Source organism: Cobetia sp. (genome assembly GCF_983723665.1).
Genome location: NZ_CFDJES010000054.1, coordinates 1 through 12665, shown reverse-complemented (window position 1 = coordinate 12665; position 12665 = coordinate 1). Strand labels below are relative to the sequence as shown.

The 12665-nt window shown below is 63.8% G+C and carries 12 protein-coding genes; 5 read left to right on the top strand and 7 right to left on the bottom strand.

What is annotated here, in order from left to right; all coding sequences use genetic code 11:
• Window positions 1–156 precede the first annotated feature (156 nt).
• From AC4FAH_RS07440 to AC4FAH_RS07425, 4 genes are all read right to left on the bottom strand, one after another.
• Window positions 157–615, bottom strand: a complete 459-nt coding sequence (locus AC4FAH_RS07440; RefSeq protein ID WP_043335223.1) for a hypothetical protein — start codon at window positions 613–615, stop codon at window positions 157–159.
• Window positions 616–921: 306 nt separating this feature from the next.
• Window positions 922–1830 (bottom strand): 30S ribosomal protein S6--L-glutamate ligase, encoded by a 909-nt coding sequence (rimK, locus tag AC4FAH_RS07435; RefSeq protein WP_043335225.1) that lies wholly within the window; start codon window positions 1828–1830, stop codon window positions 922–924.
• Window positions 1831–2027: 197 nt separating this feature from the next.
• Window positions 2028–2537 carry an ATP-dependent zinc protease family protein gene (locus AC4FAH_RS07430; RefSeq protein ID WP_082388802.1) on the bottom strand — a complete coding sequence of 170 codons (510 nt, stop codon included), beginning with the start codon at window positions 2535–2537 and terminating at the stop codon, window positions 2028–2030.
• 476 nt (window positions 2538–3013) lie between these two features.
• Entirely contained in the window at window positions 3014–4138 is a 1125-nt protein-coding gene (locus tag AC4FAH_RS07425) for a DUF3549 family protein (RefSeq protein WP_286988791.1), read from the bottom strand.
• Between the two features lie 780 nt (window positions 4139–4918).
• Between AC4FAH_RS07425 and AC4FAH_RS07420 the strand changes: the two genes are divergently transcribed.
• The 3 genes from AC4FAH_RS07420 (at window position 4919) to AC4FAH_RS07410 (ending at window position 7238) form a co-directional block, all read left to right on the top strand.
• Window positions 4919–5653, top strand: a complete 735-nt coding sequence (locus AC4FAH_RS07420) for an amino acid ABC transporter substrate-binding protein (RefSeq protein ID WP_043335456.1) — start codon at window positions 4919–4921, stop codon at window positions 5651–5653.
• Between the two features lie 149 nt (window positions 5654–5802).
• Window positions 5803–6477 carry an amino acid ABC transporter permease gene (locus tag AC4FAH_RS07415; protein WP_043335389.1) on the top strand — a complete coding sequence of 225 codons (675 nt, stop codon included), beginning with the start codon at window positions 5803–5805 and terminating at the stop codon, window positions 6475–6477.
• Complete coding sequence (locus tag AC4FAH_RS07410; RefSeq protein WP_131431600.1) at window positions 6474–7238, top strand: amino acid ABC transporter ATP-binding protein; 765 nt, start codon at window positions 6474–6476, stop codon at window positions 7236–7238. The genes AC4FAH_RS07415 and AC4FAH_RS07410 overlap by 4 nt, the downstream gene beginning before the upstream one ends.
• A gap of 191 nt (window positions 7239–7429) precedes the next feature.
• On the opposite strand, the gene AC4FAH_RS07405 is transcribed toward AC4FAH_RS07410, so the two are convergent.
• Window positions 7430–7696 carry a late competence development ComFB family protein gene (locus AC4FAH_RS07405; RefSeq protein WP_054556810.1) on the bottom strand — a complete coding sequence of 89 codons (267 nt, stop codon included), beginning with the start codon at window positions 7694–7696 and terminating at the stop codon, window positions 7430–7432.
• Window positions 7697–7895: 199 nt separating this feature from the next.
• Complete coding sequence (locus tag AC4FAH_RS07400; RefSeq protein WP_082388800.1) at window positions 7896–9884, bottom strand: cation:proton antiporter domain-containing protein; 1989 nt, start codon at window positions 9882–9884, stop codon at window positions 7896–7898.
• A 75-nt stretch (window positions 9885–9959) separates the two neighbouring features.
• Between AC4FAH_RS07400 and AC4FAH_RS07395 the strand changes: the two genes are divergently transcribed.
• Complete coding sequence (locus AC4FAH_RS07395; RefSeq protein ID WP_054556809.1) at window positions 9960–10325, top strand: YqcC family protein; 366 nt, start codon at window positions 9960–9962, stop codon at window positions 10323–10325.
• A 114-nt stretch (window positions 10326–10439) separates the two neighbouring features.
• Complete coding sequence (locus AC4FAH_RS07390; RefSeq protein ID WP_131431605.1) at window positions 10440–10940, top strand: gamma-glutamylcyclotransferase family protein; 501 nt, start codon at window positions 10440–10442, stop codon at window positions 10938–10940.
• A 135-nt stretch (window positions 10941–11075) separates the two neighbouring features.
• Here AC4FAH_RS07390 and brnQ read toward each other — a convergent pair whose 3' ends face one another.
• Window positions 11076–12416, bottom strand: a complete 1341-nt coding sequence (gene brnQ, locus AC4FAH_RS07385; RefSeq protein ID WP_197738709.1) for a branched-chain amino acid transport system II carrier protein — start codon at window positions 12414–12416, stop codon at window positions 11076–11078.
• Window positions 12417–12665: the final 249 nt, after the last annotated feature.

The window sequence follows — 12665 nt, the reverse complement described above, 5'->3', positions numbered from 1 at the left end:
GTGAAGCAGGCATTGCTCCAGTGGCTGCCTGTCAGGTCTGATACGAACTAGCCGCGCATTGGTCTCGCCAGATGCATAGGGTCAATACGAAGACGCCCCGCACTTCCTTTGGAAGGCGGGGCGTCTTGCGTTCACGGCCTGGCGGCGGGCAGGTGGCTAGCCGGCGCGGCGGCGGGCGGCCTGACCTGTCTGGTGACGGTACAGCTCGCGAATCAGATGGCGGCAGTTGTGGAAGATGCCTTCCAGTACCTTTTCCATGCTGTCAGGCAGCGGATGCGTGAAGGCGGTCGAGCAGGCCTGCATCAGGACGCGTTCCTGTTCGAGCAGCTCGTTGATCAGCACCTGATTGTCATTGCCGACGATGCTCTTCAGGCGACTCCACAGCCACATGTAGTCATCGCGCTCGACATCGGCGTCGCGCGGCATCAGGCTCAGATGCTTGCGTGTCTCGACTTCCAGGGCCTGTTTGAGCTCGACACGGCTCGCATAGAAGGGCTCGAAGGCCTTCAGGAGCGCGGGACGCAGCCGTTCGGCGTTATCCTCGAAATAATCAAGACTGTCTGCCAGGGCTTCCTGGACGCTATCCATCGCCACCTGGCGATTGTCGAGAAACATGGGCGGTCACCTCCTCCGTCAGAAGAGATTGTGCGGGTGAAAACAGTGTTTTTCTACCCCTGAAGGGCAGAAAGTCAGGATATTTATTCCCGCACTGTCAATCCCTGCAGTTTACGACAATACAATGACGTTCTGGTGACGATCATCGTTGCCTTCCAGACGCTGGCCTTGCCCTGTTTCGTCGCCCAGCCCCTTGCCCGTAAAGCTATCTGGCCCAGAGACGCCAAGGGTGCAGTCATGACGACCTGCACCCTTGGGAAACGTTGCGCGCAATGCCCTCAGGCTTCAGCCCTAAGACTCAAGCCCTCAGCCCTTGGGCTTGGGCGGAATCTTCTTGGCCGGCGCGGCGGACTTGGCGATGTGATCGATGATCAAGCCGGCGATGTCCTTGCCGGTGGCCGTCTCGATGCCCTGCAGGCCCGGCGAGGAGTTCACTTCCATGATCACCGGGCCATGATTGGCGCGCAGCAGGTCGACACCGGCGACGGACAGGCCCATGGCCTTGGCGGCGCGGATGGCGGTGGAGCGCTCTTCCGGCGTGATGCGGATCTCGCTCGCGGTGCCGCCACGGTGCAGGTTGGAGCGGAACTCGCCATCGGCCGCCTGACGCTTCATTGACGCCACCACCTTGTCACCCACCACCAGGCAGCGGATGTCGGCGCCACGCGCTTCCTTGATGTATTCCTGCACCATGATGTTGGCTTTCATGCCCATGAAGGCCTGGATCACGCTCTCGGCGGCCTGGTTGGTCTCGGCGAGTACCACGCCGATGCCCTGGGTGCCTTCCAGCAGCTTGATGACCAGCGGCGCGCCCTTGACCATGGTGATCAGGTCGGGGATGTCATCCGGCGAATGCGCGAAGCCGGTGACCGGCAGACCCAGCCCCTTGCGCGACAGCAGCTGCAGGGAGCGCAGCTTGTCGCGTGAGCGGGAGATGGCCACGGAATCATTGACGACGTAGGTGCCCATCATCTCGAACTGACGCAGCACGGCGCAGCCATAAAAGGTGACGGAGGCACCGATGCGCGGCACGACGGCGTCGAAGTGCTCGATCTCGGCGCCCTTGTAATGGATGGAGGGGCGGTGCGAGGCGATGTTCATGTAGCAACGCAGCGTGTCCACCACGCGTGCGGTGTGGCCACGTGCCTCGGCGGCCTCGATCAGGCGACGGGTGGAGTAGAGGCGTGAGTTACGCGACAGGATACCGATATGCATGAAATCCTCCGGAGCCGAATGGGCCAGACAGAGATAGGAATGAATCAGAAGAAGACTGACGTGATGCCCGTCAGGAGGCGTGGTATTCGCCGGTGAAGCCCTTGTCGTATCGAGGCGTCACGTGATGCAGATGGCAGCGGGGCCAGCGTCTTGAGGCGAGATGCCGAAGCATGCCGCCGCGCGCCTGGCTGGTGCCGTCAGGGTTCGCCATGCAGATAGGCGGCGCCTGGTGCGACCAGCAGGCGACGCAGGGCACGGCGCCCCAGCAGAATGGGGTGACGCATCTGGGAGCGGTCCACCAGCGTCATGTCGATATCGTAGTCGAGCCCGGCCAGCTTCATGCGCGAGCGGATCGCGTAGCGCCATTCGGCCTGACCATTGGATGAGCGCACGCGGCGGCGATCATGCACCGGCGTCTCGACCGTATGCGGCGGGGAGTCGCTACCGCCGGTCCGGGTGATGAAGCGAACCCACAGATCATCGTTGTGTTCGAAGACCTCGATGCTCTCGGCATGCAGCGCACTGGAATGCGCACCGGTGTCGATCTTGGCATTGAGGTGCAGCTTGAGCTCCGGCAGCTCGATCAGCTCACGCCGACCCACCACGCCCCGCGGGCGAAAGCCCAGCAGGTCATGATTCAGTGTCTTGAGATCGAGGGGCGGTGCCTTGTCGATGTGATGACGCGAAGTGTTCTTGTGATGCGACATGTTTCATCCTGAATCAGAGGGCGTGAGCGAAGCGGGCAGCGGCTCACGGCATGAAGACACCGGGCAGGCGCGGCACAGCATAATGTGCGTTGCCGGCATGGCGGGGTAATGGCCAGGCGGGCGCGCAGCATAGTCACTTAACGTACTGACAGCAATCCTTGCTGAAGCCTCTTTTTTCGCGTCACGAATCGGGGATGACTGTGGCGCGGACAGCGCCCGGCAAAACCGGCCCGGGCACGCGGTGATGGCACGCGGTGATGGCGCGCTTTCATCGCCGCCGGACGCCTCGCTTGCGGGCGCTGGACAAGTCACCCACGGCCACAGGCGCGGGTAACGTCGTACAACTGGCGCGTCGCAACTTGCCCTGTTCACCGGTGCCGATCAGCCCCGATTCCATGCCTTGAGCAAGTGTCCGATCAAGTGTCGTGGGTTATGCGCATGATCTCAAGCACTGTCACCTGCGGGCATGCCCGGCGTCAATGACGCGGGGCAGGATTGCCGGTATCGGCCTGGCGAGTCAGGGCGGCGAGCGCCTGACCCAGCGGGCTGTCCGCGCTTGCATTGCGCAGCGTCATCAGCACCGGCAGACGCAGACGCGGAATCAGGGCGAGGTCGCGGGCCAGGCCGGCGAAGTTGGCCTGCGGGCAGCTGGCCAGGCGGGTCAGGAAGGCCGGCAGACGTTCGGCATCTTCCAGGTGGGCGTAGCCGCGCGCGGCGATCGCGACCAGCACGTCGACATTGACGGCCTCGTCGTCGGCCAGCAGGGCATCGATCCACTCCGCCGCCGCAGGCCGTGGGCTGGCACCGGCGGCCCGCAGGCAGGCGCACAGCGTCTCCAGGTCCCCCAGGTCACGCGCGGCCTGGCCACGCGCGATCAGGGCGGAGAGCAGCTCGGTCTCGTATTCCTCCGGCAGCTGGCCAGCCAGCTGGGCATGGGCGGGCGGCGCCTGCTCCAGACACAGCGCGATGGCGCGCAGCGGCGTATCCGGCAGGTCAGCCAGACGCTGCACGAAGGCGGCGGCAAGCTCGCTGGACAACTCGCCGCGTCGTGTCAGCACGTCGGCAATACCCTGCAGGCCGAGTGACGGCCAGTCATCCAGCGGTAGCTGGGCGGTGAGATACTGCTCGGCGAGCTCGTAGTACTGGCTGGCAGGGCGGTCGCAATCGAGGCTGGCGCGGGCGTGCAGCATGGCGCGCAGGCTGTCGTCCGGCGTGAAGGCCAGCGGGTTGTCCTGCATCAGGTTGTCGATCTTGCCAGCCTCGGCCTGCTGGAGATCAGGCCGGCCGACGGTCAGCGCCGTCTGACCCAGCGTCGTGATCAGGCGTTCGAGGAAGGCATCGCGTTGCGCGGGAGACAGACGACCTTCCTCATCCAGCGGCAGGGCCAGAAACCACACCAGCGGATCGTCGAGCCCGGCCGGACGGAACACGCATGCCAGGCGGGCCTGGCCCTTGAAGGGCTGCTCCCACGGCTGCTGTTCGGTCTCGAAGGCTTCGAGTTGCTCAAGACTGAGCGGCGCCAGGGTGCGTCCCAGGTGATAAAGGTGCAGCTCGGCGCCGGTGCGTGTGAAGAAGTTGCTCAAGGAAGAGAGAGGAGTCATGAGGCTCACCACGGCTGTGTCTCCACCACGCCTTGGCTGGGCGTGCGGAAGAACGGAAGAAAAGAGTCTTGTCGAGCATCATTGCCAGGCGTGGCATGTGTCGTTGAGTGACAGCTGCCGGCGCGTGACATGTGCCTGAGCATGTTTGGAATGGCAGCGACTTTAGCGATTCACCGGCTGTCATGCCACCCGCTGGCGTGTGATGGCGGCCAGAGGAAAGAGGGCGACCTGTGCCTATTATGGCCGCTCTTTCGACCCGTGACGGCTTGACAGATGACGCGGCACCTCAAGTCCCGCTGAGCGTTTTGCAGGTTGATGATTTTTTGATCAATTTTCGTCATCCCACGGCTGGCGCGGCTTGCAGCGTGACCGAGACGGGTTATCCACAGCATCGTCCACGGATGGCGTGAATAACTGTCATCCACTTGTCGTCAGGCTGACATCTAGCGCTGCAGGTGGCCCATACGGCGTCACTGGCCCGCCATGACAGGCATGCTAGAATCGCGCTCATTGACAGGAATGCTGTCTTATTCCTTCTGGTTATGACCTTAAGGGATGAAATGATTGGGAATGCGGGGCAGTCCCGTTATCCTATACAACCAAATCACATATAAAAGGCTGTGCTTATACCTGTTCTGTTGGCTCGACATCCGCAATCAGCCGAATGTCAGCGACCGTCCAGCGCCAATGGCTCAGTCTTGCGATCCACGAGGAATCCCGATGCGCCAATCACGTTCGCTCGCAGCTGTCTTCTCTTCTACCGCTCTCAAGGGCGCCGTGATGGCTGCCGCGCTGGGCGCGACCACCCTGGGCAGCCTGGCGGCACAGGCTGACACCCTCAAGGTCGGCATGTCGGGCGGCTACTTCCCGTTCACCTTCGTCAAGCAGGACAAGCTGCAGGGCTTTGAAGTGGATGTCCTCAACGCCGTCGGCGAGATCACCGGTGACGACATCGAATTCGTGACCATGAGCTTCTCCGGCCTGATCGGCTCGCTGGAAGCCGGCCGCATCGACACCGTGGCCAACCAGATCACCATCACCGATGCGCGTAAGGCCAAGTTCGCCTTCACCCAGCCCTACGTCTATGACGGGGCTCAGGTGGTCAAGCGTCGCGGCAATGACGAGATCACCGGCGTCGAGTCCCTCAAGGGCCACAGCGTGGCGGTCAACCTGGGCTCCAACTACGAAGCGCTGATGAAAGAGCTGCCCTACGCCGACCAGATCGACATCAAGACCTATGAGTCCAACATCGAGCAGGACACCGCCCTGGGCCGTGTCGATGCCTTCGTGATGGACCGCGTCAGCGCAAGTCAGGTGATCCAGAAGACGCCGCTGCCGCTGGAACTGGCTGGCAAGCCGTTCTCGCGTCTCGAGAACGCACTGCCGTTCCGCAAGGACGCCGAAGGCGAGGCCAAGCGTGACGAGGTGGATGCCGCGCTGACCGAGCTCAAGGAAAATGGCCGCCTGGCCGAGATTTCCAACAAGTGGTTCGGCAACGACATCACCACGCCTTGAACATTGCCCGCTGCGCCCTGATACAAGGGCGCATGCAAGGATATGTCATGTGCAAACGGGGTGACGGCTTGACCGTCGCCCCGTTGTCGTCATGTCGACGGGTGTCTTTCCAGACCCTCAGCCAAGCCCCCAGCCTGTCCGGATAACGAATGGATACTCTCAATATCGATTACATGCTTGGCCTGTTGCCGGTCATGCTCAAATACCTGCCACTGACACTCAAGATGGCCTGTATCGGCATGGTGGCCGCGCTGGTGCTGGCCTCGCTGTTGGCGGTAGTGCGGGTGCTCAAGGTGCCGGTGCTGAATGCGCTGACCATCGTGTTCATCTCCTTCTTCCGCGGCACGCCGCTGCTGGTGCAGTTGTTCCTGTTCTACTACGGCCTGCCGCAGGTGATGGCGTTCCTGACCCAGATCGATGGCGTCACCGCGACGATTCTCGGCCTGACGCTGCACTTCTCGGCCTACATGGCCGAATCCATCCGCGCCGCCATCGTCGGGGTCGATCGCAGCCAGACCGAGGCGGCGCTCTCGATCGGCATGACCAATGTCCAGCTGATGCGACGCATCGTGCTGCCCCAGGCGGCCCGCGTGGCGGCCCCCACGCTGATGAACTACTTCGTGGACATGATCAAGTCCACGTCGCTGGCCTTCACGCTGGGGGTGACCGAGTTGATGGGCGCGACCCAGAAGGAAGCGGCCAGCAGCTTCCTGTACTTTGAATCCTTCATCATGGTGGCCATCGTCTACTGGGTGATGGTGGAAGGGCTGTCCTTCGTGCAGCGCTGGATGGAGAAACGTCTCAACAAGGCCTATCAGCGATGATTGCAGTCAGAAACCTGGTCAAGAAATTCGGCGGGCAGGCCGTACTCGATGGCATCACTCTGGAAGTGAAGCAGGGTGAGATCATCGTCGTCATCGGCCCGTCAGGCACCGGCAAGTCCACGCTGCTGCGCTGCATCAACTTCCTCGAGCAGCCCGATGGTGGCGAGATCCAGATCGGCGAACGCAAGGTCGAGGCCACACGCGCCAGCCGTCACGACATTCTCGGTCTGCGTCGCAGCAGTGCCTTCGTGTTCCAGAACTATGCGCTGTTCGCCAACAAGACGGCGCTGGAGAACATTGCCGAGGGCCTGATCGTCGTCAACGGCTGGCCCAAGGCCAAGGCGCACCAGCGAGCGCGCGAGATTCTCGAGCGTATCGGCATGAGCGAGAAGGCGGATGCCTTCCCGGCGGCTCTGTCAGGCGGTCAGCAGCAGCGTATCGGCATCGGGCGCGCCATGGCCGCCCAGGCCGAGGTGATCCTGTTCGATGAGCCGACCTCGGCACTGGACCCTGAATGGGTTGACGAGGTGCTGGAGCTGATGAAGCAGCTGGCGGTCGAGCGCCAGACCATGATCGTGGTCACCCACGAGATGCAGTTCGCGCGGGAAGTCGCCGACCGGGTCATCTTCATGGAAGGCGGACGTATCGTCGAACAGGGGCCGCCGAGTCAGCTGTTCAGTGCGCCGAAGGATGACCGCACGCGTGCCTTCCTGCGCAAGGTGCTGGATGAAGTGCCGCCGCAGTGCGCCGAGGGAATCTGATGCTGCCCGGTTGAGGGAATGCCCCTCAGGTCACGTGAGGTAACGCCTCGGGCAGCATCTGCGACAGACACAACGGCCACCGCGATATCCATCGCGGTGGCCGTTGTCGTTTCTCTGGCGGTGATCATTGATCCGCTTCTGGTGTTGCAGGGCGCGTTCAGGGCGACGCTTCATGGGGCCGCAGCGCTTGGCTAGCCGTGGCGGGGCATCGAGCGCACCTTGTCGAAGGCTTCCTGAAGCGCCATCGAGACGCGCTCTTCCAGCAGCTCCTGCTCGGCGGGCGCCATGTAGAACGCCATGTCGACGTCGTGGCGGATATAGCGGGGCGCCAGCTGATTGAGCGCGATGCAGGCCACGTCTTCGCGGCTGTCGACATCCATGGCGTGGCTATCGGGATGCAAGCGCAGCTGGTCGAGCACCAGCTGCTCCATGTAGTTGTGTACGCCTGCGCTTTCCATGTGTATTGCCTCCTGGTGATGGGTGCTATCTCCCATGCAGGGCCGTGCCCCCTGACATGTCGATCCCTTCAGTGTGCTCATCAGTATCTTCATCCGAGCTGACTCTCTGTGACGCTCTCCCATCCACTCGCCAGCGCGGTTGCTGGCGGCAGGACAGCAGACGGCGGAGTCTTGGGTGTCGCCTGCCGCTCAAGGTTTTTCAGCCGGTCAGCAGGCGGGTTTCCGCCTCTTCAATATGATCAGCCAGTCCCGATAATACCAGTGTATCGCCACACGCCAGCGTCAGGTCGCCGGTGGGTTCTTCCAGGTTCTCGCCACTGGCGCGCACCACGCGTGAGACGAGAATGCCGCACACTTCCGGCAGGGCGATGTCGTCCAGTCGCCGGCCACAGGCCCAGGCATCGGCGGTCAGCGTCAGCGGATGACGCCGCAGCAGCGGGTTGCCGCGTTTGTCGGTCAGCTGGGACTGCTGACCATGGAAATAGCCATGCAGCATGCTGTAGCGCGCTTCGCGCGCATTCTGGATCGAGCGCGCCACGCGGCGGAAGGGTACCTCGAGATTGACCAGCACATGCGAGACCAGCATCAGCGAGCCCTCGAGCACCTCGGGAATCACCTCGGTGGCCCCGGCGGCCTTGTAGGTCTCGAGGTCCGCGTCATCCTGGGTGCGCACCAGCACCTTGAGGTTCTCGAGCTCCAACGGCTGGATGGCACGCAGAATGGCCAGCGCGTGAGAGAGCTGATTGACGGTGATCACCACCTGACGGGCGCGCTCGATACCGAGCGCGCGCAGGATTTCCAGTCGCTGCGCATCACCGAACACCACCGGCTCACCGGCGCTGGCGGCCTCGTGGACGCGAATGGGGTCGGCATCGATGGCGATCCACTCAAGCTTTTCCTGAGTGAGAAATCTCCCCACCGTCTGGCCGACACGCCCGAACCCACACACGATGACATGGCCACTGAGCGGGGCGGTGGCGGCGCTCAGCTCCGCGGTGGTGTGCGGGTTCTCCTGGGTGGGCGTGGTGGAGCGACACAGGCGGCGCGTCAGTTGCTGGTTGTGGCGAATCAGGCTTGGCGTGACCACCAGCGAGCCGATGATGATCGCCACCACCAGACCCACGGTCTCGTTGTCCATCAGGCGTTGCTGACTGGCCAGGGCCAGCAGCGCGAAGCCGAATTCGCCGCCCTGGGACAGCACCAGGCCAGTGCGCAGCGCGCTGTCCAGTGGGCGGCCGGAGAGGCGCGCCAGCCCGGTGATCAGCAGTGCCTTGGTCGCCAGCAGGCAGGCCACGCCGATGACGACCCAATACCACTGGGCCAGCAACACCTGCGGGTCCAGCAACATGCCCACCGAGACGAAGAACAGCCCCAGCAGGATATCGCGGAAGGGTCGGATGTCGGCCTCGATCTGATGGCGGAAATGACTCTCGCCGAGCATCATTCCGGCCAGGAAGGCGCCCAGCGCCATCGACAGATGCAGGCTGTGGGTCAGCCAGGCGGAGAACAGCGCCACCAGCAGCACGGTGAGCACGAACAGCTCCTCCGAGCGCGCGCGCGAGATTTCCTGGAACACGAACGGCAGCACCCACTTGCCGATCATCAGCATCACCGCCACCAGCCCGAGCCCCTTGATGAGCATCAGGCCCAGGTCGCTGAGCAGCTGGCTGCCATCACCGGCCATGGCCGGAATCAGGATCAGGAACAGCAGGGCGGCGAGATCCTGGAACAGCAGCACGCCCACGGCGGCGTGGCCGTGGGGGCTGTCCAGCTCATTCCAGCGCGCCAGTTCCCGCGTGACGATGGCGGTGGAGGAAAGCCCCAGCGCACCGGCCGCGACCAGCGCCGCCGCCGGCGACAGGCCAAGCGCCGAGCCCAGCGCCCAGAACAGGCCGCTGCATACCGCCACCTGACAGGCACCCAGCCCGAACACCGTGGTCTTGAGCGCGCGCATGCGCGGCACCGAGAATTCGAGGCCGAGGGAGAAGAGCAGAAATACCAGCCCGAATTCCGACAGGAAGGCGAGTTCTTCCGGGCGACCGATCCAGCCCGCCAGATGAGGGCCGACCAGAAAGCCGACCGCCAGATAGGCCAGCACCGGCGGCAGATGCAGGCGGCGGAACAGCGCCGCGGCCACCACCGAGGCCCCCAGCAGTATCATCACATCATTGAACAGCGTGTCTGCCATGCGGCCTCCTGGCCTTCCGTGAGCATCATCGGGATAATAGCGTGAACGAACCATGCATGATTTGACGGAGGTCGCATGAATCCGACTGAACAACCCCAGGACGGCGAGATCGCCGGCAATCCCTACGACGAGCTGCGCGCGCTGCTGGCACGTCTGGAAGCGACCATGAAGGCAGCAGACCTGTGGCGCATGGACACGCCATCCCCGCAGGCCTTCATGAGTGTGGAGCCATTCTGTGTCGATCGCATGGACATGGGCCAGTGGCTGCGCTTCGTGTTCATCGCTCGTCTGCAAGCGCTGTGCGATGCCCGTGCGCCGTTCCCCGCCAAGTGTGAAGTGGCGCCGGCCATCGAGGCTTGGTTGAAGGATGCCCGTCCCGAGCGCCGCGTGGCGATGACGGAAGTGATTCGCGAGATCGACACGCTGATCACGACGCACTGATTGCCGGGCAGGCATCTCACCTCGCACCGAGTCTCCTCTACCCGGCACCTCCCACTGAGCCCTTCGCGCGTGATGCCCTCGCATTGCGCCTCGAGACAACTGTCAGGAGCTTGCATGGCCTATTACTTCGCCTACGGCAGCAACATGAATCCGGCGCGTGTCGTGGCACGCATCGGCGAGACGCGGCGGGCCGTGCATGGTTGGCTGCAAGAGCATCGCCTGAGTTTCGACAAGGCTTCTCGGGTCGATGGTATTGCGCATGCCAACGTGCAGCCCGCGCCGGGCGAGCGCGTCGAAGGCGTGCTGTACGAGCTGCTCGAGGCCGAGCAGATCACGCTGATGGACCCCTTCGAAGGCCGCCCGCATGAATATGAGCGTTTCCTACATCCCATCGTCACCCGCGAAGGCGTGATCGACGCCTGGGTGTATGTGGCGCTGCCCGAGCGCACCGCCGAGGGCCTCAAGCCGGCGCGCGAATACCTGGAGCACCTGCTTGGCGGGCGCGACTTCCTGACACCGGACTACTTCACGGCGCTGAGCGGCGTCGAGGCCGTGCATGCGCTGGATGACGCCACCCTGGCTCAGCTGGGCCTGTCGCGCACTACGCCGCGCTGACGGTCGCCTGACAGCGGACGGGTGCCTGTCATCTGTTTTCGGTCAGCTGTCGTGTGGCAACAAAAAGCCCGCCTCTCGTTGGAGAGGCGGGCTTTCGTGTTTCTGGTCACGCTGCGTGACTGATTGGCGTGAGCCTCAGTCCTGCGCGGCCAATGCCGGGTCCAGGTTCGTCTGGTCACGACGGCTGGCCAGCATGCCGATGATCAGCCCCGCCAGCGCCGGCGCCAGCCAGCCCAGATTCATCGAGGCCAGCGGCAGCAGCGGCTCGATGCGGTGCGAGATGGCCATCAGCGAGTCGATGCCACTGGCTTCGAAGCCATCCAGCAGGCTGACCAGCAGCGTCAGGCCCAGAGTCCAGGCGAACACGCGCGGCGCATCGTGCAGGCGCGGACGCAGGTAGGACAGCAGCGTCAGCACCAGCACCAGCGGATAGAGCGTCACCAGTACCGGAATCGAGACGCTGATCAGGGTCGAGAGGCCCAGATTGGCGATCAACGCCGAGGCCACGGCCATCACGATCACCAGCAGGCGGTAGGGCACGCTCGGCAGCAGGCGATGGAAGAACTCGCCGCAGGAGGTCAACAGGCCCACCGCGGTGGTCAGACACGCCAGGGTGATGACCAGCGCCAGGATCAGCTTGCCGGCATCGCCGAACAGCGCCTCGACGTAGACCGGGATCAGCTCGCCCTTGGCCGCTTCGCTGACCAGTGCATGGCTGGTGGCGCCCATGTAGGTCAGCGGCAGATAGACGGCGGCCAGACAGATGGCGGCGATGGCGCCGGCCCACAGGGTGTAGCGGGTCACGTCAGCGGTCGCGGTGATGCCGCGCGCCTTGATCGCCGAGACGATCAGGATGCCGAACACCATCGAGGCCAGCGCATCCATGGTCAGGTAGCCCTGCTGGAAGCCGGTCATGAACGGCGCCTCGGCCCATTCGGGACTCACCGGCCCCAGCGGTCCCTGTGGGTCGATGATGGTGAACAGCGCGATCAGCGCCAGCAGCGCGATCAGCAGCGGCGTCAGCCACTTGCCGACCACATCCATCAACTTGCCCGGGCTCAGCGCGATCAGCGTGGCGATGCCGAAGAACAGCACCGAATGCAGGGCCAGGCCGCTCTGTGCTGACATGTCGATGAAGGGGCGCATGCCCATCTCGAAGGCCACGGTGCCGGTGCGCGGAATCGCGAACATCGGCCCGATGGACAGGTAGATGGCGACGCCGAAGGCCGCGGCCGCCCACTTGGGCAACGGCGAGGTGATCTTGTCGAGGCCGCCGCCGATCACGGCCACTGCGACGATACCGGCCAGCGGCATGCCGACACCGGTGGCCAGAAAGCCCAGTGCCGCCGGCCAGAATTCGGCACCCGCGCCCTGACCCACCTGAGGCGGGAAGATGATATTGCCTGCGCCCAGAAAGAGGGCAAAGGTCATGAAGCCCAGCGCCACGATATCGAGGCTGGAAAGTCGTGTTTTCACTATGACGTCCTACGGATTCAGCAGATGCGTTGCAGCAGGCGTCATCAGGTGACCGATGAGGTGGTCGGTCAGGCAAGAAGACGTGCCGAGAAGCCGTTGGCTAGCGACAGGGGTGGGTCACCAGCAGACCCGGGAGCAGCGGGGTAGTGTTGCGCGCGGGCCGAATGGCGAGATCAGGCTGACGGATTGTCGCCACCCTGATCTGACGCGGCGCATTATCGTTGATTTCACGTAGCAAGACAAAGCCAC

Coding starts and splice junctions, on each gene's coding strand:
- AC4FAH_RS07440 (WP_043335223.1), bottom strand. CDS start 615: ATGTTTCTCGACAATCGCCAGGTGGCGATGGATAGCGTCCAGGAAGCC.
- rimK (WP_043335225.1), bottom strand. CDS start 1,830: ATGCATATCGGTATCCTGTCGCGTAACTCACGCCTCTACTCCACCCGT.
- AC4FAH_RS07430 (WP_082388802.1), bottom strand. CDS start 2,537: ATGTCGCATCACAAGAACACTTCGCGTCATCACATCGACAAGGCACCG.
- AC4FAH_RS07425 (WP_286988791.1), bottom strand. CDS start 4,138: ATGACTCCTCTCTCTTCCTTGAGCAACTTCTTCACACGCACCGGCGCC.
- AC4FAH_RS07420 (WP_043335456.1), top strand. CDS start 4,919: ATGGCTGCCGCGCTGGGCGCGACCACCCTGGGCAGCCTGGCGGCACAG.
- AC4FAH_RS07415 (WP_043335389.1), top strand. CDS start 5,803: ATGGATACTCTCAATATCGATTACATGCTTGGCCTGTTGCCGGTCATG.
- AC4FAH_RS07410 (WP_131431600.1), top strand. CDS start 6,474: ATGATTGCAGTCAGAAACCTGGTCAAGAAATTCGGCGGGCAGGCCGTA.
- AC4FAH_RS07405 (WP_054556810.1), bottom strand. CDS start 7,696: ATGGAAAGCGCAGGCGTACACAACTACATGGAGCAGCTGGTGCTCGAC.
- AC4FAH_RS07400 (WP_082388800.1), bottom strand. CDS start 9,884: ATGGCAGACACGCTGTTCAATGATGTGATGATACTGCTGGGGGCCTCG.
- AC4FAH_RS07395 (WP_054556809.1), top strand. CDS start 9,960: ATGAATCCGACTGAACAACCCCAGGACGGCGAGATCGCCGGCAATCCC.
- AC4FAH_RS07390 (WP_131431605.1), top strand. CDS start 10,440: ATGGCCTATTACTTCGCCTACGGCAGCAACATGAATCCGGCGCGTGTC.